This window comes from Enterococcus sp. FR204 (genome assembly GCF_031143325.1).
In the GTDB taxonomy this organism is placed as follows: domain Bacteria; phylum Bacillota; class Bacilli; order Lactobacillales; family Enterococcaceae; genus Enterococcus_B; species Enterococcus_B faecium.
In genome coordinates this window covers 1-23,495 of sequence record NZ_JAKZIW010000017.1, presented here as the reverse complement: position 1 = coordinate 23,495, position 23,495 = coordinate 1, and the positions used below count along the sequence as shown (strand labels likewise).

Below are 23,495 nucleotides of genomic sequence, written 5' to 3'. Positions count from 1 at the left end.
ACATACTTATTTTAGCATACGGACTACTAGAAAGAGTATCGGACTAAAGAAGGATTTTCTATATTTAGAGAAAATCTAAGGTTTATCTATGGTAAACTAATAAGGAATTTTTGAGAAAAATTGAAAAATGAAAAAAAAGCAGTTATGATTACAAAGAAAGCAGGAGAAGATATGCTGAACAATGAGCAATTTGAAGAAAAAACAATCAGTCGCAAAGAAATCTATAGCGGAAAAATTATTGATGTTGCTGTAGACGAAGTTCGTTTGCCAGATGGAGGAACTTCGAAGAGAGAACTGGTATTTCATCCTGGCGGTGTTGGGATCATTGCTTTTGACGAACAAGATCGACTGCTTCTTGTCAAACAATTTCGAAAACCTTTAGAAAAAGTGATTTTGGAGATTCCAGCTGGAAAAATCGATCCAGGAGAAGGACAAAATCCCGAAATGACAGCAGCTAGAGAATTAGAAGAAGAAACTGGCTATCGTGCGAAGTCGCTGAGCCATCTTACTTCGATGTATCTTTCACCAGGTTTTGCAAATGAAGTCCTTCATATTTATCATGCACAAGGGGTAGAGAAGGTCGAGAATCCTTTAGCACAAGATGAAGACGAAGTACTGGAGTTGTATCATCTAACTCTTGAAGAGGCGCAACAAGCGATGAAAGATCAGTTGATTTGTGATGCAAAGACGATTTATGCGATTCAATACTGGGAACTATTGACCAAAGGAAAGTAGAGGGATCGGCTTATGGCCAGAGGACCGCTTATTACGCGAAGCGAACTTCGCAAGCGACAACAAGCACAAGCAAGCGAGTCATTAAAAAAACAGCGAAAAGCAGAAACAGCTTATCAGCAAGAAGAAAAAAAGATTGCTAGCTTTTATCGTAAAGAAAGCAAAAAGAATAAACCAATCACGAAAACAAGGATCAGCGAACGGGAAAAGACGACCAAATGGAACTCTTTTTTGATGAAATCTCTTATTATTGTTATCCTAATGTTATGTGTGGTTTTTTTAGCAATCGCATTTATATAGAAAGAAGGAATTAAAAAGATGAAAATCGGTATTATCGGCGCAATGGAAGAAGAAGTAAAAATTTTGAGAGAGAACCTAAGCGAACCATTATCATGGGAACGCGCAGGCGCTTTATTTATTTCAGGTTCATTAGGTAACCACGAAGTGATCGTTGTACGTTCCGGTATAGGAAAAGTCTTAGCATCTATTACCACAAGTCTGTTGATCCAACAATACGGCGTGAACATGGTGATCAATACAGGTTCAGCTGGCGGAATCGGTGAAGGCTTACAAGTAGGTGACATCGTTATATCAGACAAAGTAGCTTATTTTGATGCAGATGCAACAGGATTTGGCTACAAACCAGGACAATTACCAGGAATGCCTCTATATTATGAAGCAAGCACATATTTGCGCAGTGAAATGGTTAAAGCAGCAAAAGCAACGAATTTGAACGCAAAAGAAGGATTGATCGTTACAGGTGATACATTTGTCGACTCGCCAGATAAAATCAAAGAAATCTTAACGAATTTCCCTGAAGCATTAGCTTGCGAAATGGAAGGAGCCGCTGTTGGACAAACAGCTCGTCAGTTCAATATCCCATTTTTGATCGTACGTGCAATGAGCGACACAGCAGATCACTCGGCGACACAAAGCTTTGACGAATTTATCGAAGACGCAGGCAAACGATCAGCAGAAATGGTGATTGAATTTGTCAAACATCTCGTATAAGGAGGACTAAGATGAACGCATTGATCTCGATTGACTACACATATGATTTTGTTGCAGAGGATGGAAAGCTGACTACTGGGACAGCAGGACAAGTAATTGAAAAAAAGCTGACTGCTCATACAAAGAAGTTTATTGATCAAAAGGATTTTGTCGTTTTTGCCATTGATGCGCATGATCCAAAAGATTCCTTTCATCCGGAGAACCGCTTATTTCCTCCGCATAATGTGATAGGAACGGGTGGACGGGAATTGTACGGCTCTTTAAAAAGTTTATACCAAGACTATGAGCAAGAGGAAAATGTTTATTGGATAGACAAACGGCATTATTCCGCTTTTAGTGGAACAGATCTAGACATCCGTTTGCGAGAACGCCAGATCACAGATATTTATTTGACCGGCGTATGTACAGATATCTGTGTGTTGCATACAGCAGTCGATGCGTATAATCTTGGATACAAACTCCATATTTTCAAAGATGCCGTGGCAAGTTTCGATCCCGTTGGACATGAATGGGCATTGAGACATTTTGAATCCACACTAGGCGCAGAAATTTTATAAAAAAACAAAGTGATTTGATAAAATAAAAAGCACAAAATAATAAAAGAAGAGCATAAAACAAACGACTTTGTTTTACGCTCTTTTTTATACGTTATTTTAAAAAAATATTATTCTTTTTACGTTAATAAATCTCTTTATTATCAACAACTTAAGTTATATTTTTTCTTTTTATAAAATACACTTATTATAATTTTGTTTTTTATTGACAGTGAAAATAAATTAGGTAATACTTTAAGTAAACGCTTTCTAATTTGTTACGGGAGGAATACACTTGTTAAAAAAACGTATAAAATACAGTGCGCTAATGATGAATCTCCTTATGCTCAGTACCCCGGTTTTAATTTCTGTCGTTGAAGTTGCTGCTAACGAACAACAGTCTGTGAACGAAGAAAATGCACACGTGAACATTGAAGGAATGTCAACAATGGAGGAAGTACCAAGAACTAGTGAAGATATGGATACGGAAGAAGGAAATGATCCTATGATGAAAGAATCAGAAAATGAAAAGACAAAAAAGCAATCTGAAGAAGCAAATGAAGAGTGGAAAGGGGTTGTTTTCGGAGAAAGCACAAGTGCTAGTAGGTATGCCATTGAACCATTAGAAGACGGCGTGCGGCTCTCTTCCACGAATAATGGCGGAAAAATCCAGTCAAGCGGATCAGATGGAATGACCTATTATTATCAAGCAATCCCCAAAGACATCAACTTTAGGATGCGGGCGACGATCGAAATAGAATCTTGGACCTATACGAATGCCCAAGAAGGATTTGCTCTAATGGTAAGAGACGCAGTACCAAAAGATCATTTGTTTGGGCAGGCATTTTATTCAAATTCATTTGCCATACTAGGCAGTCGGATCGAATATGTCTGGGACTCGGATAGACAAGAAGTGGTCAACACGAGCGGCAGCAAATATACGATGCGACTTGGATTGGGGACACGGGCAATCACAGGAATATCATCTGAAGATCCGCAAGCTGCGCCAGCTCCTGGGAGTGTCTCAGTGGAAACAACACCTTTAGAGACTTCAGCAAGGTTCTTGGAAAAAGAAACAGGTTCTTATAATATATTCGGAAACGGTCATGGGAATCTGTTTCCGGCCACGAACTCGATTACTAAACTGGACGTAGAGATGAAAAAAACGAATACTGGTTTAGAGGCATATTATTACGATCCTGAAACAGGAGAAGAAATGGCTTCTGACGTCATGTATGACTGGGAAAAATTATACGCTTCAGATGAATCGGTTATTTATGCAGGATTTGCTGCAGCAAGGAATATGACGATCAAGGTAGAAGGAATCGAAGTTGCTTACTCAGATCCTGCGACAGATCCTCCTGGGCAAGAAAGACCTACTCGCTTGATTGATCCGATTTACACTGTGACCTCTAGTAATCATTCAGGAAACCAAGATCATACTATGTCCTTTAGAGCAAATGCTGACGGATTATTGACAATTAAAAATAAAGCAACAGGAGAGGTGCTTAAGAATGCAAAAGACTTGGCTATCACTGCGAATCGAGAATTTGATTATCAGACAAAACTGATGGAAGGAACGAACGAATTTACTTTCAGTTTTACGCCAGATAAAAACTATCCGCCAGAAGAATACGTAGAGATGACTAGTTATGAAACAAAAGAGATTCTTCATATAGTGGACTACCGTAAACCTAAATATTCGACAGTTTATGTAACACCAGAAGGGTCAGATGCAGGAAACGGAAGCAGACAAAATCCATTATCTCTAACACAAGCATTGAGATACGCATATGCTGGGCAGACAATCGTCATGGCGCCTGGAACTTATTCCTTCGAAAGAGGATTGACGATTCCAAAAGGCGTTAACGGGACAAGAGAAAACCCGATTCAGTTGATTGCAGAGAAAAATCCAGAAAACAAGCGTCCTGTACTTGATTTTAAAGGAACTGGAAATGGGATGACACTGTTCAGTCACTACTGGGGTTTACGAGGGTTTGACATTACAAATAGTGCAGCTATGCAAAAAGGATTACAGATTTCTGGAAATCATAATTTGATCGAAGAGATTCATGCTTATCGGAATGGAAATACAGGAATCCAAATCAGCGGTAGCTCAAATGATCCTTTCGAAGCATGGCCCGCGCATAACTTAGTCAAGAACTGTACATCTTTTGAAAATGCCGATCCAGGATTTGAAGATGCCGATGGATTTGCGGCCAAACTGACAATAGGAGAAGGAAATGTATTTGACGGTTGTATCGCGTATCATAATGCAGATGACGGTTGGGACCTTTTTGCTAAAAATGAAACAGGTTCGATCGGAAAAGTAATCATCAAAAACTCAGTTGCTTATCGAAACGGCTGGGTACCGGGAATTGAGGGAGAAGGTAACGGTAATGGATTCAAAATGGGCGGTTCTTCTTTAACGGGCCCTCATGAATTGATCAATAGTTTGTCTTTCGAAAATCTTGCGAAAGGAATCGATTCCAATAGCGGAACAGATATTATCGTCAATAGCAGTACAAGTTTTAATAACGGTTCATATAATGTGGCTCTTTATACCTCTTCAGCAGGAAACACAGACTACCATGCTTCTGGTATCTTATCTTTCCGAACAGAGAATCTTGAGATGAGAGAGCAGATCCGCCCATTGAATCAAAACGAAGATCAAATCTACCACTCGTTGAACTACTATTGGAATGAACGAGAGAAACAATCAGAAAATACTCTTGGACATACCGTATCAAAAGATTGGATCGAGTCTCTAAATACATGTTCGAAAGAAGGTCAGCAGCCTGTTACGCGCTATGAAAATGGAAGTATCCATGTTCATGGACTGATGCAGATTAAACCGGGGAATCGTCAAACAGAAAAGGAAAGAGTGGATGGTCTTCCATTATCTGTAGGTGCTATTTTTGACGGAGAAACCTCACCGTCTTCGGAATATCCAGAGTATGCAATCGTACAAGAACCAAATTAGACAAAACCAAATGAACAAAATAATCCGATTATTATACAAGAAGCAAATGGTGTGGCGGAGAATGCAGAAGGAAATATCATTGAACTGAAGCCTTTTACAGTTTTTGTGTCAACTTTCACACCAAATCAAGGAACGCCTGTCTTTGAAGATATGCGTTATTTCCCAGAAAAGATCCAAATCGTTGAAACACAGTCAAGTGCTCAATTTTCTAATCATACCGCTATTTTTTCAGCACCTTCAAAAGGAGAATATACGCTAGAAGTCACTTATCGTTCGGAAATATTTGATGGGGAAAAATGGTCTGCTCATACAGAATCTGTTACCCAGCAAAAAGCGATCACTGTGCGAGAAACTGCCGATGTGCCCCCGGGAAATGACAAACCAGAAAGAGAAAATCCAGGAAATGAATCACCAAATGGAAAACCTTCTCATCCGGATAGGACAGCAAAAGAAAGTAAAAAAGATGGCACTCAAGGACTCCCAAAAACGGGAGAATTTAATAACCCGTTGCTAGCATTAGCTGGAGGAATTTTGTTAATCGGTGTAGTTGTTTATGTCATGAAACAGCGAAAAAAATAAGTGGAATTTCTCCTTTTATGATGTAAAACAATTGACTGAGGAAAGTAAAAATAGAAGGAAATGAGACCAATAGATGTCTCACTTCCTTCTATTTTTTTATAGATGAGGTTCTCCTTGCTGCTTTTGATTGGCTGTTCTTATTACTTGATGCAGGACAGCTTTTTCACAATCTCTCCACTAAACGGTGTTCAATCAGCTGACCCTCGGTATTAGCTCAACAAACGGCAAAATATGAAGAACTATTTTTCCGTTTTTTTCTCTAATACTCAGGTCAGGACGCTGATTTCACAACCTCTCGATAAACGGTGTTCAAAAGCCAGTTTCTCGGTAGTAAGTCAAATTTATGCAAAAATGTGGAAAGCCATTTTCACAAAATTTTTCTTACTACTTGAAACTAAGCGGCTTTTTCACAACCTCTGATACATGGTATTCCAGAAGTAACTTCTTCGAAAAATAAGCCGAAATGTCACAAAAATTTGAGAAGCAATTTTCCCCAATTCCTTCTTATTTCTTGAAGCTGACCACTTCTGGCACAACCTCTTACCAGATTCGCACTCTTTTTTCTGGCGCTAGATACATAGCGTCTTGTTCCGTGATACCAAATGTTTCATAGAATTCGTCAAGGTTTTTTGGTTGCACGTTTGCTCGGAGTTTAGCAGGGGCATGGACATCGATTTGCAGTAAAAGTTGTTGGTATTCTTTTTTTGCTTTTGTACGCCAAATCGTTGCCCAATTGACAAAGAATTCCTCGATAGAAAGATCTGATTCCGTTTTTGCTGCTTCCAATGCACAGCTTAGACCGCCTGCATCAGCAATATTTTCCGAAACGGTTAATTTTCCGTTTACTTTTCCGTCAGCAAAAGGCAGACCATCGAATTCTTCGATCATTGCTTGTGCTTTGTTTTGAAATTGTGTAAGATCTTCTTCTGTCCACCAGTTGTTCAAGTTGCCATATTCGTCAAATAAAGCGCCGTTATTATCAAATGCATGGGAAATCTCATGAGCGATAACAGCTCCGATTCCACCATAATTAGCAGAGCTTGATTGTTCTAGACTGTAAAATGGTGCTTGAAGGATCGCTGCCGGAAAGACGATCACATTCCGAAATGGATGATAATAAGCATTGACCGTGTCAGCACTCATTTCCCATTCTGAACGATCCACTGGTTTGTTCCATTTGCTGAAACGATCTTTTAATGTGAGTTTGCTGAAAACAAGAGTATTTGAAAGCAAAGTACCACCCTGATCTGCAGGTACTGTTTTGAACTGGTCGAATAATGCTGGGATCTTATCGGGGTAGCCTACTTGGATACCTAAGTTATTTAATTTTATGACGGCTTTTTCTTTTGTTGCATCCCCAAGCCAGTCATTTTCTTCTAGACGTTTTTTATAAACGGCGATCATTTTTTTCACCATTTGTTCTACGTCTTTTTTAGCAGCTTCGCCAAAATATTTTTTTCCGTAGTAATCGCCAACTACTTGATCGAATTGTCCAGAGGCAAGGTAATACGCTGCTTTTTTCTGAGGCATTGCTTCGTCTGTTCCAGACAATACGCGAGAATAGATTCCGCTGACTTGGCGGAATTCTTCTGATAGATAACCACTAAGAGAACGTACTGTTTTAATGATCATCCAGCTTTTGAATAACGGAAAATGAGCTTCTGTCAGGATGTCATTCAAATGATCGAAGTACACTGGATCAGTTACGATCACTTTATCTGGAGTTGTCCCAATCAAACCCGTGACAAGTTTTTTCAAGTCCAGTTTATCTGTGTATTGAATAAATGTATCAAAAGATTGCGGATTATACATTTTGCTGTAATCTGCGTTTTCTTCTGCACTTTTTACATGAGGAGCAATCAATTTATCAAATTGCACTGCTTGTTCCGTGATTGCTTCTGCCTGACTTTTTTCTTTGCCGGCAAGCTCTAATAACTGAACAGCCATATCAAAGAAAACGCCTATTAGTTGTGCACCGTTGGGATGGTCTGATGCATAATACGTCTTATCTGGAAGGAATAAAGAAGGCGGATAAGCAAAGAAGGCGTTCGTTTGCGCATTCTTCATATCTGCATCTACATCCAGATTAAATGGCAATGGTAATGTATCCAACAGCCATTCTGGAAATTGCTTATTCAATTCGTCGAAAGACTGCAATGATTCAACTTTTTCGATTATAGGTTGAAGTGGTTGAGCATGCAACTCATTTCTTCGGTCATAATCGTTTGCCAGTTGATAATATGCAAGGAAATGTTTCATTTTTTCTGAAGACACTTTTTCTGGATGGGCAAGCAGATCGTCTGTTTCTTCCATCAAAAGTTGGTCGATCCCGTCAACTAAATCTTGGAAACCGCCTGTAGCTGGTTTATCTGCAGGGATTTTTGCTGTTTTTTGCCATTCTTCATTGACTGCTTCATAGAAATCTTGTTTCAATCGTTCTTTGTTCATTCATCGATCGCTCCTTTTTTGTTTCGTGTGCCCATTATCTTACAAAATGAAGGAATTAACAAATAGAACATAAAAAATTGAAAATTCGAACAATCAAACTGATTTGTTTTTTTCAATCCTTCACTTATAATGAAAAAAAGGAGGCGATCCCAACTGAATCAAGTAGTGGATAAACCTTTATATTTCAAAGTAGATAAAAAAATTAAAAAATTAGCCAGCACTCAGCAGCTGCAGTCAAGAAAAAGTAAATTGCTTTTTTTAGCTCTGGTTTTTGAAGATCAAAGTTATGTGATTATCGATCAATCAGGACATCCGGTAGAATATTCTCCAGCAAAATATACTTATCAAGAGGGTCTTTCTTGTAAAAAATGGAAGCTGATCAATGAAGAGCCAATCGAGTTATCTAGATGGATCAACAGAAAAGAAGATATTCTCGTTTTGATCGAAGAAAAAAGGTCAGGAAAGGAACTCGCAAATTGCTGGGTGGGATTGCCAGAAGAACGTTTTTTGAGGTATAAGAAATGGGCTACCCCCTCAGGCTATCTTTGTGGTACTTACGCGGCAGCAGTTCTCCTTGCCTATTATCAAGACTATCGTAAGGGGTGGATGCTTCCAAATGAGATTCGCAAGAAAAATACGGCTGATTCGTTGGTTTTGACGAAGGCATTGCGTAGCCAGATCCAACCACTAGGACTTCCTACGATTCCTTTTCAGGTTAGTACAGGGATTTCTAGTTTTTTAAAGAAGAATGGCAATCATGAGCGTGCACGAGCAACTCTTCTAGGTTCATGGCAGCGAGCTACAAAACGTATACGTGAAGGCAAACCTGTGATGATTGGTATTTTGAAAGTACTTGGCAGTACATATGGCAATCATTGGGTGACAGCGTACGCTTATTTTGAAACTGAAACAGGAGAACGTTATTACAAAGTACACGACAACTGGGGCGATTATCATAAAGTCATTCCTGCCAGTTGGAGTAACGGAACAGTTTCACTTCCTTAAGAATTTGCTGAAATTAACAGAAAATCTTGGAAAAATATGTTAAACTATCGAAGAATAGAGAAGTTTTGGGGAGGACTACATGAGTAATAAGTATCAGGATGACACGTTGAAGATTTTTAGTTTGAATGGCAACCGTCCATTAGCTGAAAAAATCGCGAAAGTGTTCGGAACAGAATTAGGTAAAAGCGTCGTGAAGCAATTTAGTGATGGCGAGATTTCCATCAATATCGAAGAAAGTATTCGAGGGGATCATGTGTATATCGTTCAATCAACGAATGCACCTGTCAATGACTACTATATGGAACTACTGATCATGATCGATGCAATGAAGCGAGCAAGTGCGAAAACGATCAATGTCGTATTGCCTTACTATGGGTATGCTAGGCAAGACCGCACGGCGAAACCTCATGAACCGATCACTGCGAAATTGATCGCTAACTTGATCGAAGAAGCAGGGGCAACTCGAGTACTGACTTTAGATCTGCACACGGTTCAAGTACAAGGATTCTTTGATATTCCTGTAGATAATTTATTTACGATGCCGTTGTTTGCTCATTATTACCGTCAATTAGGTCTGACGGGAGATGACATCGTAGTTGTTTCGCCAAAAAACAGCGGTGTTCAGCGTGCACGTAGTCTTTCAGAATATTTGAACAGCACATTAGCCATCGTAGATCATGCAGATGATGCTTCAACTGAGGGTGGTTATGTGATCGGTGATGTTCAAGGAAAGACATGTATCATGGTAGATGATATCTTGAACACAGGAGCAACGCTTGCACGAGCAGCAAATGTATTAAAAGAAAACGGCGCAAAAGAAGTATATGCCTGTGCGTCACATGGATTATTGTCCGATCATGCGAAAAGTATTTTAGACAATGCACCAATCAAAGATATTTGTATCACTGATTCTGTTTTCACAGAAGAAAATCGTCATCCAGAAAACTTAACAATCGTTACATGTTCAGAATTAATGGGTGAAGCGGTCAAACGCATCCATGAAAATACACCGATGAGTCCGTTATTCCGTCTGGAAGAAAAAGAATTCGAATAAACAAAAAAAAGAGGGAAAGAAGTTGTGACAGAAGTGAGCAGCTTCAAGGAGCTGCGACAAGACTTTTGTTACAGCTCCTTTTTTCTATGCCCATGAAACGTCCTCTAGACAAAATGAGCTCTTCTTTGGTTTGTTCGCTATTTTATGCTAGAATGTGCCTAGCAATAATTTGGAAGGGATGAATGAAGTGAAAACTATTTATCTGGATCATGCGGCAACTACCCCCATGCATCCACAAGTAATTGAAGCGATGACGGCAATCATGCAAGACACGTTTGGAAATCCTTCAAGCATACATGGATTTGGTCGCCACGCGCATGAAAAATTGGAAACAGCAAGACAAATCATTGCAGACAGTCTGCAAGCAAAACCTCACGAGATCATCTTTAACAGTGGGGGAACAGAAGGGGATAATACAGCTATCTTAGAAACAGCGTTCTCGCGTCAAAAAGAAGGCAGACATCTAATCACTACAGCTATCGAACATCCTGCTGTTCTTAATACCATGAAATATTTAGAGACAAAGGGGTTTGACGTTACATATCTGCCTGTAGATGAAAAAGGGAATCTGTCGATCGAAGAGGTCAAAAAAGCGTTACGAGAAGATACAATCTTGGTCTCTGTGATGTACGGGAACAATGAAATCGGAAATTTGATGCCAATCAAAGAAATCGGTGAACTTTTAGCGGATCATCCAGCTTATTTCCATACAGATGCGGTACAAGCGTACGGAAACCAAACGATCCATCCAGAAGAATTAGGAATCGATTTATTAAGTATCTCTGCTCATAAAATCAATGGGCCAAAAGGCGTCGGTTTCTTATATAAACGAGACGGAGTAAATATCCCTGCATTGCTTTTAGGCGGGGAGCAGGAAGAAAAGCGGCGTGCAGGTACAGAAAATTTAGCAGGGATCTGGGGTATGGCAAAAGCAGTTGAACTGCTGTCACCTGAAGAACGTGAAGCACGTAACAACAAATATAAAGGATTCCAGCAATTGATTCTTGATACATTAGAAGCAAACGAAATCCCTTATCAAGTAAATGGTGATTTAACGAATAAACTCCCTCATGTGTTGAATCTTCGCTTAATTGGCGAAGCAAATGATTTGCTACTGATGAAGCTTGATCTTAATGGGGTCGCTATTTCTACTGGTTCAGCTTGTACAGCAGGAAATATCGAGCCTTCACACGTATTAGAAGCAATGTATGGAGAAGATACACCGATACTAAAAGAATCCATCCGTATCAGCTTTGGTTTGGGAAATACCGAAGACGACATCCAGTATTTCCTTGATCAATTGGTTCGTGCTGTCAAAAAATAACTAGTGAAGTCATTCTTATATGAACAGATGTCTGAGAGAACGCCTTCATTTTTTAGGGAACTTAACTGAAAAACCTAGTAAAAATCAGGATAAACTTTTATAATAAAGAGAAACTAATTTTATCGAGGTGAAAATCATGGCATTTGAAACAACAGCAACGGTACTGGGCGCACCAATTAGCTATCGTTTGCATCCTGATGCAAAAAGATATACATTGCGCGATAATGGATTTACAGAAACAAACGGAGGCAATTATCAATTGATCCGACCATTAGATGCCACGCCGCAAAGCAAAGAAGGATTCAAATTAAAAATCACTGTATCAAAAGATATTCAAACATTGAAAATGTCGATCACTACAGCAAATGGATTGAAAGCAGTCAATATTTTCAAAGATCCAAAACAGAAAATGAGCCAAGATAAATTTTATTTTCTGATGGATGGGATGATTAGCCGTGGGTTATTCGAAAAAGTCGAATGATCTGTGGATATAAAAAGACAACTAGTTTTGAAACGGCCTATTGTTAGATGACTAACTTTGTAAGGACGACGCAAATTAGTTGTCTTTTTTATTTTTAAATTTAACACATGTTGTTATTTTTAATATTTTGCTGATTTATTGTTTCTAAGTAAAGAAATTTAAATTGAAACGTTTGTTATTTAGGGAAAAAGGTATTTTTTGAAAAAAGAATCCCGTATAATGATTGTTGTGCAAACGCTATACAAAATGAAAAAGAAAAGAGGGATGTTTATGGAAAATGAACAGTCGGTCGTTTTAACGAATTGGAAGAGAAATTATTTGTTCTTTTTATCGGGACAGTTTTTGTCAGGAATCACTAGTATGGTCGTCCAATATGCGATCATCTGGTATTTGACAAGAGAAACCGGTTCGGCGACAATTTTGAGTTTTGCTACTTTACTAGGAATGATTCCCATGGTTTTACTAAGCCCATTTGTAGGACCGCTAGTGGATCGCTGGGATAAAAAAGCTCTTTTGATTGTCACGGATATTATTGTAGCGATTTTCGCGCTTATTTTAGCAGTAGTCGGAACGATTTCAGAATCCTTCCCGATTTGGCTAGTTTTTGTGTCTTTGTTTATGCGTTCGGTCGCACAAACATTCCAAATGCCAACGATCCAGTCGATTATGCCGACAATCGTTCCATCTTCTCACATAACAAGGACGAATGGACAGTTAGGAATGGTCCAATCAGCGAATTTCATCATTGCGCCAGCTCTAGGTGCGGCTTTGTTTTCAGTCGTTCCTGTCAATTACCTTATTTTATTAGATGTATTGGGGGCAGTTTTTGGTGTCGGCTTATTGATTTTTGTGAAGATCCCAAAAGTTTCTCCTGAAATATTGGAAGTTCCGCTTACTATTTTTAAAGATGCAAAATTTGGGCTGCAGCAATTGATGGATAATAAAGGGTTATGGTACATAACGATCAATGGTGCATTTGTGATTCTGTTGTTCATGCCAGCAATCAGTCTGTATCCATTGATGACGCTAGATTACTTTGGTGGTTCCGTTGGACAGGCGGGAGCAGTGGAAGTAGTCTACGCAGTCGGAATGCTCTTAGGCGGTGCACTGATCAGTTTTATAGGAACATGGAAAGACCGAATGAAACCTATTATTATAGCCTACATCATTATGGGCCTGACGATCGGTGCAAGCGGATTGGTTCCAAACGATAGTCAAGGGTTCTTGTACTTTCTTATCTTGAATGCAGGAGCAGGTTGTGCAACGCCATATTTCAATACACTGCTGATGGCAATGATCCAGCAGAGTTATGAATCGAATGTTTTAGGTCGTGTCTTAGGGAACTTCAACTCTTTGATGAACCTGGCAGGTCCAATTGGATTATTATTTGCAGGACCATTAGCTGATCGTTTAGGGGTAGAAAAAATGTTCTTGTTTTCTGGAATCGGGATTTTATTATGCGGAATCGTTTTATTTTTAACGTCAGCTGCCCGAAATTATGATAAAGAATTACAGAAAAAACTGGTAAAAGAACACCATGAGCAAAAAGACGAATAGTATGGAATGGAGTTGTGACAGAAGTCTTGTTACAACTCCATTTCTGATCCTAATGTTCCTGTGGCAATAAGCCTACTCAAATGAAAAATATGAGTAATTATCTTTATTTGTTTAATACTTGATATAGGGCAGTTTTTTCACGACCTATCGTACTCCCTCTTTGCTTCATAGATTTCTTTGATTTGTTGCTCAGATAACGGAGTGCCAAATGGTAGTTTTTCCTTTAAGAGTTCTCTTTCCGGTGCGTCTACGCCTACATTGACATCGTTCTCGATAGGTACGCTGTAATGATGGATATGTCCATGAAGATTGCGGATAGTGTCGTTAGGCCCGAGCAACATCGGATAATGAGTCAAGTAATATTGTTGATGGTCGAATTTAACGATGGCACCTACATCATAAAAATAAAATTTGGGACTTCCGTCAGTAAGCCTAGGATCATTTTTTTCTAAATAACGGAAAAAAGCGCGACTGTCATGGTTCCCTTTGATCAAGTGGATTGTTCCTTGCAGTTGAGTGACCAGTTCCAAAATTTCTGCATTTGCTTTTTCATATTGCGGATGCATAGCAAGGTCGCCTAGATGATAAACATGGTCGGTTTCTTTTATTACTGCATTCCAGCTAGTGATCAACTGTTGGTTCATTTCATCCACATTTGCAAAGAGCCGCGGAGCAAAGTCGTTTTTTCCTAATAAGCGTTCATGGAAAAAGTGCATATCACTGGTAAAGTAATTCATGTATCTTTTGCCTCCCTTTTTTCTTAGAGTAAACAAAATCACTTATCTGAGCAACTCATAACATCTAAAAAGAAAAGGTTGTAAATGAGACGTGCAGCTTTAAGCGATAAGAAGCAATTTTGAAAAATAGTTTTTCACAATTTATAAAATTATTCCTTATTGCCGAAAGGCTGGCCCTTTTTATGAGTATGCCAATTTTTTATATCGAATGCTCAAAAGATGAGTGATTTTTTGGTTGACTATCATGTTTGTGTACTGAATAGGTCCAGTAGAACAGTATTTTTACGACTTGATAATTAAGGGATGAAATTTTCAGAAATATGACGTATAATGTAAAATACTGAAAAGTTGCGACCTTCAACTCGTAGATGTTTCAGAATCTAATTGAAATGATGGTGATATCATGACAGACAACAGCAAAACACGCGTTGTCGTAGGGATGAGCGGCGGTGTCGACTCATCTGTAACAGCACTTTTGTTAAAGGAACAAGGATACGACGTGATCGGAATATTCATGAAAAATTGGGATGACACGGACGAAAACGGTGTATGCACGGCCACGGAAGATTATAAGGATGTAGCGAAAGTAGCTGCTCAAATCGGGATTCCTTATTATTCTGTGAATTTTGAAAAAGAATATTGGGATCGTGTATTTGAATATTTCCTAGCCGAATACCGCGCAGGACGTACACCTAACCCAGACGTGATGTGCAACAAAGAAATCAAATTCAAAGCATTCTTGGATTATGCAATGGATCTTGGCGCCGATTATGTAGCTACTGGACATTATGCGCAAGTCACTCGCGATGAAAACGGCGTGGTCCACATGCTTCGTGGAGTAGACAATAATAAAGATCAAACTTACTTCCTTAGTCAATTATCACAAGAACAGCTTTCAAAAACGATGTTCCCTCTAGGCGGCATGGAAAAATCAGAAGTACGGGCAATTGCTGAACGCGCAGGCCTTGCGACTGCTAAGAAAAAAGATTCAACGGGAATCTGCTTTATTGGTGAAAAGAACTTCAAACAATTTTTGAGCAACTATCTGCCAGCAAAAAAAGGAAATATGGTCACTCTTGATGGTGAAGTCAAAGGACAACATGCTGGCTTGATGTATTATACGATTGGTCAACGTCAAGGACTAGGGATCGGTGGCGGAGGAGATTCGCAAGAACCCTGGTTTGTTGTAGGAAAAGATCTAGCGACAAACACATTATATGTGGGGCAAGGGTTCCATCATCCTGCATTGTATGCCACAAGCTTGGATGCAAGTGAAATCCACTTTACGACGAATGAACCAATGCCAAAAGAATTCAAGTGTACAGCGAAATTCCGTTATCGTCAGCAAGACGTTCCTGTGACAGTTCGCTTATTGGATGATAATCGTGCAGAAGTCGTATTCGACGAACCTGTACGTGCAATCACTCCTGGACAAGCAGTTGTATTTTATGATGGAATGGAATGTCTGGGTGGTGGTTTGATCGACCACGCATATCAAGAAACAAAAGTTTTACAATACGTTTAAGCGATATTAAATGAATCAAAACAGCTATGGCTAACAAAAGAAACACCTTTTCTTTTGGATAGCATAGCTGTTTTTTTGCAATAAAATTAATTTTTATTCATTTTATACTTGAAATACTTGTGTAAAAAGTTCATAATATCCAATAATATGAATAAAGTTGCTTTTTGTTAAGCAAGAGCAGTTGCAAAATAGAAGGGAATCTTTTGCAAGTGATTTGTTCAATTTTATAAGTGAGGGTGATGGAAATGGAAAAGAAATCGACGGGTATTAGCAAATGGGGACTGGTTGCTCTGGTTGTCAGTTCGTCAATCGGAAGCGGTGTGTTTGGGATCACAAGTGATCTGGCTAGTTCTGCAGCTCCAGGGCCAGCGATCCTTTCATGGATAATCGTTGGGATTGGTATTTTAGCTTTGGTATTATCGCTGAATCATTTAGGAGAAAAACGTCCAGATCTAGATGGTGGTATTTTCGGTTACGCGGAAGCTTCATTTGGTAAATTAGGTGGCTTCATCAGTGGTTGGGGTTACTGGTTGTCTGCGTGGCTGGGAAATGTTGCTTTTGCAACGATGCTGATGAGCGCCATGGGAGAATTTTTCCCGATATTCAAAGGTGGACAAAATGTTCCTTCTATTTTATTTGCAAGTATTTTTATTTGGGGTCTGACTTTATTAGTAAACAATGGAGTTGAAGGAGCGAGCGTCATCAATACAATCGTGACGATCTGTAAATTAGTGCCATTATTCCTATTTTTAATATTTGTATTTATCGCATTTAAAGTGAATATATTCACTGCTGATTTTTGGGGTAACGTATCTGATAATCTAGTGAATGGAACAGGGCAGCAAGGAACGATCTGGTTGCAGATTAAAGGTTGTTTGATGGTTATGATGTGGGTCTTTGTAGGGATCGAAGGCGCAAGTGTTTTAGCCAACCGCGCGAAGAAACGTTCAGAAGCCCAGCAAGCATCGATCATTGGTCTGCTTTGTTTATTGTTTATCTATATCCTTGCTTCGATCTTGCCATACGGCGTCTTATCTCAAGAAGAGTTAGCAACTATTTCACAACCTGCTATGGCAAATATTTTAAAAGGAATCGTGGGAAATTGGGGAGCAGCGCTGATCAATATCGGCTTGATTATTTCGATCATTGGTTCTTGGTTGTCTTGGACGATGCTCCCAGCAGAAACAACGATGTTGATGGCTCGAGACGGTCTGTTGCCGAAAGGTTGGGGAAAAACGAATAAAAAAAATGCCCCAACTTATTCGTTAGTTGTTACTGCAATCTTGACTAATCTATTCTTATTGACTTTCTTAGTTACTGATTATGCCTATCAATTTGCCTATTCTTTATGTACAGCGGCAATTTTGATTTGTTATCTACTTGTCGGGATCTATCAAGTCCAGTTTTCTTTAAAAGAAGGAATCAAAAAACAAGTAGTGATCGGTGGGATTGCTGTAGTTTTTGAATTGATGGGCATCATTTTAGCAGGATTTTCTTATGTCCTTTTATGTAGTATTGCCTATCTTCCTGGTTTTTGCTTCTACTGGATCGCTTGTCGTGAAACCAAACATCAAATTACGGGAAAAGAAAAAGTAATGATTGGGCTGATTTGTGTGGCCGCACTGCTTTCAATCGGGTTGCTTGCTGTAGGCTGGATCAAGATATAAGGGGGAAAGAAACATGAAAATCGCAAATTTCGGTGTAGAAGAATGGCTAAATAAATGGGAAAAGAAAGCGGTATATGATATTGCACAAAGCTCGATCGAAGCATTGACATTAGACGAACTCGTTGGCTTAGATGGGACTAGCGTAAGTGAATTTTTCGAAAAACGCAAAAACGAACCATTGGACTATGGCTGGATCGAAGGATCAGATGTTTTCAAAGAAGAAGTCGCTTCTCTTTATCAAACCGTCAATCCGGAAAACATCTTACAAACGAATGGAGCGACTGGTGCTAATCTTTTAGCTCTATACGCGTTAGTGGAAGCAGGAGACCATGTTGTTTCGATGCTTCCTACTTATCAGCAATTATATGACATCCCCAAATCTTTAGGTGCCGCTGTTGACTTTGTTCATTTGAAGGAAGAAGATTGGCAGTTTGATTTAGAACAGCTAGAAGCCTTAGTCAAACCTGAAACAAAAATCATCTGTTTGAATAGTGCAAACAATCCTACAGGCACATTGCTAGATCGGAAAACTTTAGAAAAAATCGCAGAAATTGCTCGTACAGTAGATGCATATGTATTGATAGATGAAGTATATGCGCCTTTAACGGATAAAGGTGAATTCTTGTCGATCGTAGATGTCTATGAAAAAGGTATAGCAACCAATTCCCTATCCAAAACCTACTCCATTCCAGGTATTCGTATTGGCTGGACAGCTACTGGACCTGAGTTGGCAGAAGTTTTTCGAAAGTATCGAGACTACACGATGATTTGCGGCGGAGTCCTGTCAGATGATCTTGCTGTACATGCATTGAAGAATAAAGAAAAAATATTGGAGCGAAACAAAAAGATCATTACAGAGAACCTTGTGATTTTAAAACAATGGGTAGCCAATGAACCGAAAGTTGAACTTGTCGCTCCCAATTACGTCTCTACTTCTTTCATTAAATTAGCCATCGAAGAAGATGACCAGACATTTTGTATCAATTTATTAGAAGAAACAGGAGTACTATTAGTACCAGGAAGTGCCTTTGATTTACCGAAGCATGCCCGACTAGGTTACTGTTGTAAAAAAGAAACCTTGGAAAAGGGATTATTCCTCTTATCTGAGTTCTTGAAAAAACAGGCCTAAACAAAAACACTGCAAGGACAGTCTGTGACAACTGTTCAAGCAGTGTTTTTCATTTACGCTTATTGTCTATGAGAAGGAGAGTGCCCTGAAGATATGGAGACTCCTGAAGCTTTTTCTTCTGCAGTTTCTTGCTGATGGATCTCTTGTGTATTGTGTCGTACAAGCAAGAAGTTGACCAAAACAAGAAGAGAAGTCGAAAGAAAGACGCCACGATAACCAAATGCACTGGAAACACTGGAGCCGATCATAGGCCCTACTACGTTACCAGTTGCTTGGAAAGATTGGTTATAACTGAAGATCCGTCCAGCAGCTTGATGAGGCGAATATTTTGTGATCAATGCTTGGACAGCAGGGAGCAGACAAGCATCAGAGATACCAATCAAAAAACGTAAGGCAGCTAATTGCCAAACATTCGTGACGAATGCCATTGGGATATAAACCAGAATCGCAAAACCCAAACCAATCGCAAGTATTCTTTCACTCCCAATCTTGTCACCTAAGCGACCAAATCTTGGAGCGGCTATCAAAGTGGCAATCCCAGGTATCGAAGCGATGATTCCGCTGATCAACGTAACATTCCCATGTCCATGCAGCAATTGACGAATGTACAGACTGATGATTGGACTAATGGAATTGTTGGATGCTTGGATGATCATCGTTGTGACGAACATACCGATGACGACGTGTGGATATTTCAAGTCTTTGAAAATCTGTTTGGCAGAAACCATGTTTTCTTTTTTCACTGGGACAAATTTTTCATGGACGAAAAACAGACTCAACAAGAAGACGAAAAATAAGATGATCCCTGTAATGAAAAAGGTAGGGCGATAGCCAAACGCTGAAGCAGAGATCCCGCCAAGAAGCGGTCCAAGTAATGTTCCTGTAACAGAACCAGTTGCTAAGGTTCCAAGAACTTGACCACTTTTTTCTTTTGGCGTCCCAGTTGCGACAAGGGCAGTGGCATTACTGATATAACCAGAAAAAATCCCTTGAAGCAGACGCAATGCGACTAATTGATACACACTAGTCACGCAACCCATCAAAGAAATGACGATTGCCATTCCTAATGAAGCACGCAACAGCATCAATTTTCTTCCTTTTTGGTCGGCTAATTTTCCCCACCAAGGAGAGATCAGTGTAGTCACCAAGAAAGTAGATGAAAAAGTCAATCCGCTCCAAAAGTTCAATTGTGACGTACTATAATTACCTAACGTATCTATGTAAAGTGACATAAAAGGCATGACTAAACTAAATCCGATACCAGCCATAAATGTTCCAAACCATAAGACAAACAAGTTTTGTTCCCAAGTTTCTCTTTTCCTAAATAATTTTTCCTTTATTCTTGCAGCCAATTAGACTCCTTCTTTCTGAAAATTTTCATCTACAGCTCTTTATTATAAACTACAATATGTAGTTTATCAATGAAAGTCTCTTTTTTCTCTTTCTTTTTCGTGGTAAACTGAAAGAGTGAAGTATTTATTTTATGAGAGGAAACATGGAAATGAAAAAAAGAAATCTGTCTCAAGAGAAAATCATCGACTGCTTTCGAGAACTAGCAGAAGAGATGGATGTTCAGCAAATAACCTTTCAGCATTTAGCCAAACGCTTGGATATCAAGGCTCCCTCGCTGTATAACCATTTCAAAAATATTCGTGATGTCAAAACAGCGCTAACAGCGAAACTTCTGCAGGAACTTAATGACCAGCTGCGTCGGGCTCTTGTGGGAAAAAGTGGTCAGGAAGCACTGCAGATCTATGCAGAAACTTATCGATCCTTTGCTTTTTCAAATCAAGCAGTGTATGAGTTACTGATCAGTGTACCGCATACCAATGAAGCTGTTTTATTAGATGGAATCCATGAAACGAATCAGATCATTTTGCAGATCTTTGAGGCTTTTCAATTAACGAAAGAAGAAAAAGTCCACCGAAGCAGAGAATTACGTAGTATGATCCACGGCTATCTTTCCTTGCGTTTTTTAGGATACTTTACAAAAGAACCGACAATCGATCCAGAGGACAGCTATTTTTGGATGATCAATGACTTTATCGCTACTTTGCCTTAAACAATCAGATTCATTTATATCATTTTCAAGATGTTCATTAAATGATCCTTTTATAAGAGAAAATTCTTGCAACTTTCTTGAAAAGTGACTAAGATGAGTCTAGAAAAGCTGAAAGAAGGAGCACGAGTATGTATCAAGTAATTACCATGTTCGGGGACAATGAGCCTTGGTGGTTTTTTGAAGACTGGGAAGAAGATATTGAAGCAGAAGAAACATTCGAGTCTTTCGAAGAAGCACGACAAGCGTACGAAAAACAATGGAACGAAATCCATCAAAATTATGAATATATCAATGCAAAAAGTAACTTTCTCAGCGCCTTTTGGAATGACGGAGATGAGCGCTGGTGTGAAGAGTGTGACGATGATTTACAGCAATACAAAGGACTTGCGTTGTTGAAAAATCATCAGCCCATCACAGTAGAAAGCGGAAAGGAATTTTATGAAACAACTAATTCTAGCGGAAAAACCAAGCGTTGCGAAAGACCTAAGCAAGGTGCTTGGTGCTAATCAAAAGCACAAAAATTATTATGAAGGACCCAAGGTGATCGTTACTTGGGCCCTTGGTCATTTATTAGGATTGAAAATGCCGGAAGATCTGAATAAGGAATGGCAGAGCTGGCAAATGGACACGTTGCCAATGATCCCTAAAAAACTAGGAATCAAACCACTTCCTAAAACAGGACATCAATTAAAAGCAATCAAGCAGCTGGCTCAGCGAAAAGATGTCTCAGAAGCAGTCATTGCGACAGATGCCGGAAGAGAAGGGGAACTTGTTGCTCGCTGGATCTTAGAGTATGTGCATTTCAATAAACCAGTGAAGCGGTTATGGATCTCTTCTCAAACAGATAAAGCAATCAAAACTGGATTCAAGCAACTAAGACCTGCGAAAGAATATGATGCATTGTATGAATCTGCTCTTGCCCGGGCAAAAGCGGACTGGCTGGTAGGATTGAATGTGACCAGAGCCTTAACTGTGAAGTACGCGGATAATTTATCAGCAGGCCGTGTGCAGACACCGACACTAGCATTAGTGAGAGACCAAGAAAAGAAAATCGAGCAGTTCCGTCCACAAACGTATTTCACGATCACGTTGCAAGCTGGAAAAGAACAAGCCAAAATGCTTCAAAAAAATCAATTTGCTTTAAAAACACAAGAAGAAGCACAAAAACTTGTTCAATTGATCAGTACAAGCAAAGGAACTGTCACAGAAGTCCAAGAAAAATTAAAAACGGAATCTGCGCCATTGCCTTATGATTTAACAGAGATCCAAAGAGAAGCCAATCAACGCTATGGCTATTCTGCAAAGAAAACATTAAGTCTTGTACAAAGTTTGTATGAGACCCATAAGATCGTTACTTATCCGCGTACAGACAGCAAATATCTGACAAATGACATGAAAAGTACGATGAAAGAACGATTGCAAGCAGTCAGCGACTTTGCTCCTGAGGTCAAGCAGTATTTGAAAAACGGAGCCATCGTCCAACAGACAAAAGTATTCCAAGACAGTAAAGTGACCGATCACCATGCACTTTTGCCAACTGAAAACAGAGCACGTTATGAAAAATTAAGTAATGAAGAGCAAAAAATCTATCAAATGATTGTCTCTCGTTTTTTAGGACTGTTTGCTCAATCCCATAAAGTCAGCCAAACAAAAGTTACGGTTGAATTTGGTAAAGAACGATTCATTTTTCGGCAAAATCGTGTCGTCCAAGCAGGATGGAAAGGCGAAACTGAAACTGAGACGGAAACAGTCAAATGGGAAAAAGGAATGAGAATCAATCCCGATTTCACCATCAAAAAAGAACTATCTGCACCGCCTAAACCATTGTCAGAAGCAAGCTTGCTTGGTCAAATGGAAAAATACAGTCTGGGAACTCCAGCTACGCGTGCAGAGATTATCGAGAAACTAATCAAATCTGAACTGATGGAACGTACCCCTCAAGGACTGCAAGTATCTCCTAAAGGTAAGCAATTATTAGTATTGGTAAATCCCTCTTTAGTAACACCAGATTTGACAGAAAGCTGGGAAAAAGACCTTGAAGCTATTGCTGCAGGAAAGAAACAAGCAGGAACCTTCTTGAATGGAATCGAAAAAGAAACAAAACGCTTGGTGAATGAGATCAAATCAAGCAAACAAGAATATCAAGATTTCTCGATTACCCAAAAGAAATGCCCAGAATGTGGGGCCAATCTGCGCGAGAAAAACACACGTGACGGCAAAATCTATGTCTGCACCAATTCAGATTGCAACTACCGCAGAAGAAAAGATCCAAAAGTCTCTAATCATCGATGCCCGCAATGTCACCGGAAAATGGAAATCATCGAAGGTAAAAACGGTGCTTATTTCCGTTGTAAACACGATGGAACGACAGAAAAAATGCTTGATAAAAAAGAGCAGAAGAAGAAGAAAATGACCAAACATGAAGAACGACGCTTGCTGAAAAAATATGCACAAGCAGAAGAACCAGAAGAAAGCCCATTAGCAGCAGCACTAAAAGCAGCAATGAAGAAATAATAAGATATGAAAGAGGTTGTGACAGAAGTGGTCAGCTTCAAGAAATAAGAAGGAATTTACGAAAATTGCTTCTCAAATTTTTGTGAAATTTCGGCTTATTTCCGAAGAAGCTACTTCTGGAACACCATTTATTCGGAAAAAAGGACTGTGACAA

General features: G+C 39.3%; 18 protein-coding genes and 1 pseudogene. 16 read left to right on the top strand and 3 right to left on the bottom strand.

Annotated features, from left to right (window positions below; genetic code table 11):
* Positions 1-171 precede the first annotated feature (171 nt).
* From RG571_RS05990 to RG571_RS05970, 5 genes and pseudogenes are all read left to right on the top strand, one after another.
* Positions 172-735 carry an NUDIX hydrolase gene (locus tag RG571_RS05990; RefSeq protein WP_002325125.1) on the top strand — a complete coding sequence of 188 codons (564 nt, stop codon included), beginning with the start codon at positions 172-174 and terminating at the stop codon, positions 733-735.
* Positions 736-747: 12 nt separating this feature from the next.
* A complete protein-coding gene (gene macP, locus RG571_RS05985) occupies positions 748-1,032 on the top strand; it encodes a cell wall synthase accessory phosphoprotein MacP (RefSeq protein WP_002339111.1) in 285 nt (94 codons plus the stop codon).
* A gap of 18 nt (positions 1,033-1,050) precedes the next feature.
* Complete coding sequence (locus RG571_RS05980) at positions 1,051-1,743, top strand: 5'-methylthioadenosine/adenosylhomocysteine nucleosidase (protein WP_002291218.1); 693 nt, start codon at positions 1,051-1,053, stop codon at positions 1,741-1,743.
* Between the two features lie 11 nt (positions 1,744-1,754).
* Positions 1,755-2,300 (top strand): cysteine hydrolase family protein, encoded by a 546-nt coding sequence (locus RG571_RS05975; protein WP_002291217.1) that lies wholly within the window; start codon positions 1,755-1,757, stop codon positions 2,298-2,300.
* A 271-nt stretch (positions 2,301-2,571) separates the two neighbouring features.
* Positions 2,572-5,838: pseudogene (locus RG571_RS05970) on the top strand (LPXTG cell wall anchor domain-containing protein).
* Positions 5,839-6,378: 540 nt separating this feature from the next.
* Here RG571_RS05970 and RG571_RS05965 read toward each other — a convergent pair.
* Positions 6,379-8,286, bottom strand: a complete 1,908-nt coding sequence (locus tag RG571_RS05965) for a M13 family metallopeptidase (protein ID WP_002339108.1) — start codon at positions 8,284-8,286, stop codon at positions 6,379-6,381.
* A gap of 129 nt (positions 8,287-8,415) precedes the next feature.
* On the opposite strand from RG571_RS05965, the gene RG571_RS05960 reads away from it, so the two are divergent.
* From RG571_RS05960 to efmA, 5 genes are all read left to right on the top strand, one after another.
* Entirely contained in the window at positions 8,416-9,291 is an 876-nt protein-coding gene (locus RG571_RS05960) for a dihydrolipoamide dehydrogenase (protein ID WP_230340902.1), read from the top strand.
* 79 nt (positions 9,292-9,370) lie between these two features.
* A complete protein-coding gene (locus RG571_RS05955) occupies positions 9,371-10,345 on the top strand; it encodes a ribose-phosphate diphosphokinase (RefSeq protein WP_002286741.1) in 975 nt (324 codons plus the stop codon).
* 178 nt (positions 10,346-10,523) lie between these two features.
* Positions 10,524-11,669 carry a cysteine desulfurase family protein gene (locus tag RG571_RS05950; RefSeq protein WP_002295158.1) on the top strand — a complete coding sequence of 382 codons (1,146 nt, stop codon included), beginning with the start codon at positions 10,524-10,526 and terminating at the stop codon, positions 11,667-11,669.
* Between the two features lie 136 nt (positions 11,670-11,805).
* Entirely contained in the window at positions 11,806-12,150 is a 345-nt protein-coding gene (locus RG571_RS05945; protein ID WP_002286736.1) for a DUF1831 domain-containing protein, read from the top strand.
* A gap of 270 nt (positions 12,151-12,420) precedes the next feature.
* The gene (gene efmA, locus RG571_RS05940) at positions 12,421-13,707 is read left to right on the top strand and encodes a multidrug efflux MFS transporter EfmA (protein WP_308947554.1); all 1,287 of its coding nucleotides are present in this window, start codon (positions 12,421-12,423) and stop codon (positions 13,705-13,707) included.
* A gap of 137 nt (positions 13,708-13,844) precedes the next feature.
* Here the strand turns inward: efmA and RG571_RS05935 are convergent, their stop codons facing one another.
* The gene (locus RG571_RS05935; RefSeq protein ID WP_002318907.1) at positions 13,845-14,444 is read right to left on the bottom strand and encodes a metallophosphoesterase; all 600 of its coding nucleotides are present in this window, start codon (positions 14,442-14,444) and stop codon (positions 13,845-13,847) included.
* A gap of 403 nt (positions 14,445-14,847) precedes the next feature.
* Between RG571_RS05935 and mnmA the strand changes: the two genes are divergently transcribed.
* From mnmA to RG571_RS05920, 3 genes are all read left to right on the top strand, one after another.
* Entirely contained in the window at positions 14,848-15,969 is a 1,122-nt protein-coding gene (mnmA, locus tag RG571_RS05930; RefSeq protein WP_002286726.1) for a tRNA 2-thiouridine(34) synthase MnmA, read from the top strand.
* Between the two features lie 245 nt (positions 15,970-16,214).
* A complete protein-coding gene (gene arcD, locus RG571_RS05925; protein ID WP_002286721.1) occupies positions 16,215-17,636 on the top strand; it encodes an arginine-ornithine antiporter in 1,422 nt (473 codons plus the stop codon).
* Between the two features lie 13 nt (positions 17,637-17,649).
* Entirely contained in the window at positions 17,650-18,765 is a 1,116-nt protein-coding gene (locus RG571_RS05920; protein WP_002339107.1) for an aminotransferase, read from the top strand.
* A gap of 59 nt (positions 18,766-18,824) precedes the next feature.
* Here RG571_RS05920 and RG571_RS05915 read toward each other — a convergent pair whose 3' ends face one another.
* A complete protein-coding gene (locus tag RG571_RS05915; RefSeq protein WP_002325116.1) occupies positions 18,825-20,117 on the bottom strand; it encodes a multidrug efflux MFS transporter in 1,293 nt (430 codons plus the stop codon).
* A 149-nt stretch (positions 20,118-20,266) separates the two neighbouring features.
* Here RG571_RS05915 and RG571_RS05910 point away from each other — a divergent pair, with 149 nt between their 5' ends.
* The 3 genes from RG571_RS05910 to RG571_RS05900 all read left to right on the top strand — a co-directional run bounded on the left by RG571_RS05910 (position 20,267) and on the right by RG571_RS05900 (position 23,341).
* Positions 20,267-20,827 (top strand): TetR/AcrR family transcriptional regulator, encoded by a 561-nt coding sequence (locus RG571_RS05910; protein WP_002323745.1) that lies wholly within the window; start codon positions 20,267-20,269, stop codon positions 20,825-20,827.
* Between the two features lie 128 nt (positions 20,828-20,955).
* Positions 20,956-21,333 (top strand): DUF1033 family protein, encoded by a 378-nt coding sequence (locus RG571_RS05905; RefSeq protein ID WP_002291196.1) that lies wholly within the window; start codon positions 20,956-20,958, stop codon positions 21,331-21,333.
* Positions 21,266-23,341: a DNA topoisomerase III gene (locus RG571_RS05900; RefSeq protein WP_002339105.1), complete on the top strand. Its 2,076-nt coding sequence runs from the start codon at positions 21,266-21,268 to the stop codon at positions 23,339-23,341. Before RG571_RS05905 ends, RG571_RS05900 begins: the two co-directional genes overlap by 68 nt.
* Positions 23,342-23,495 lie beyond the last annotated feature (154 nt).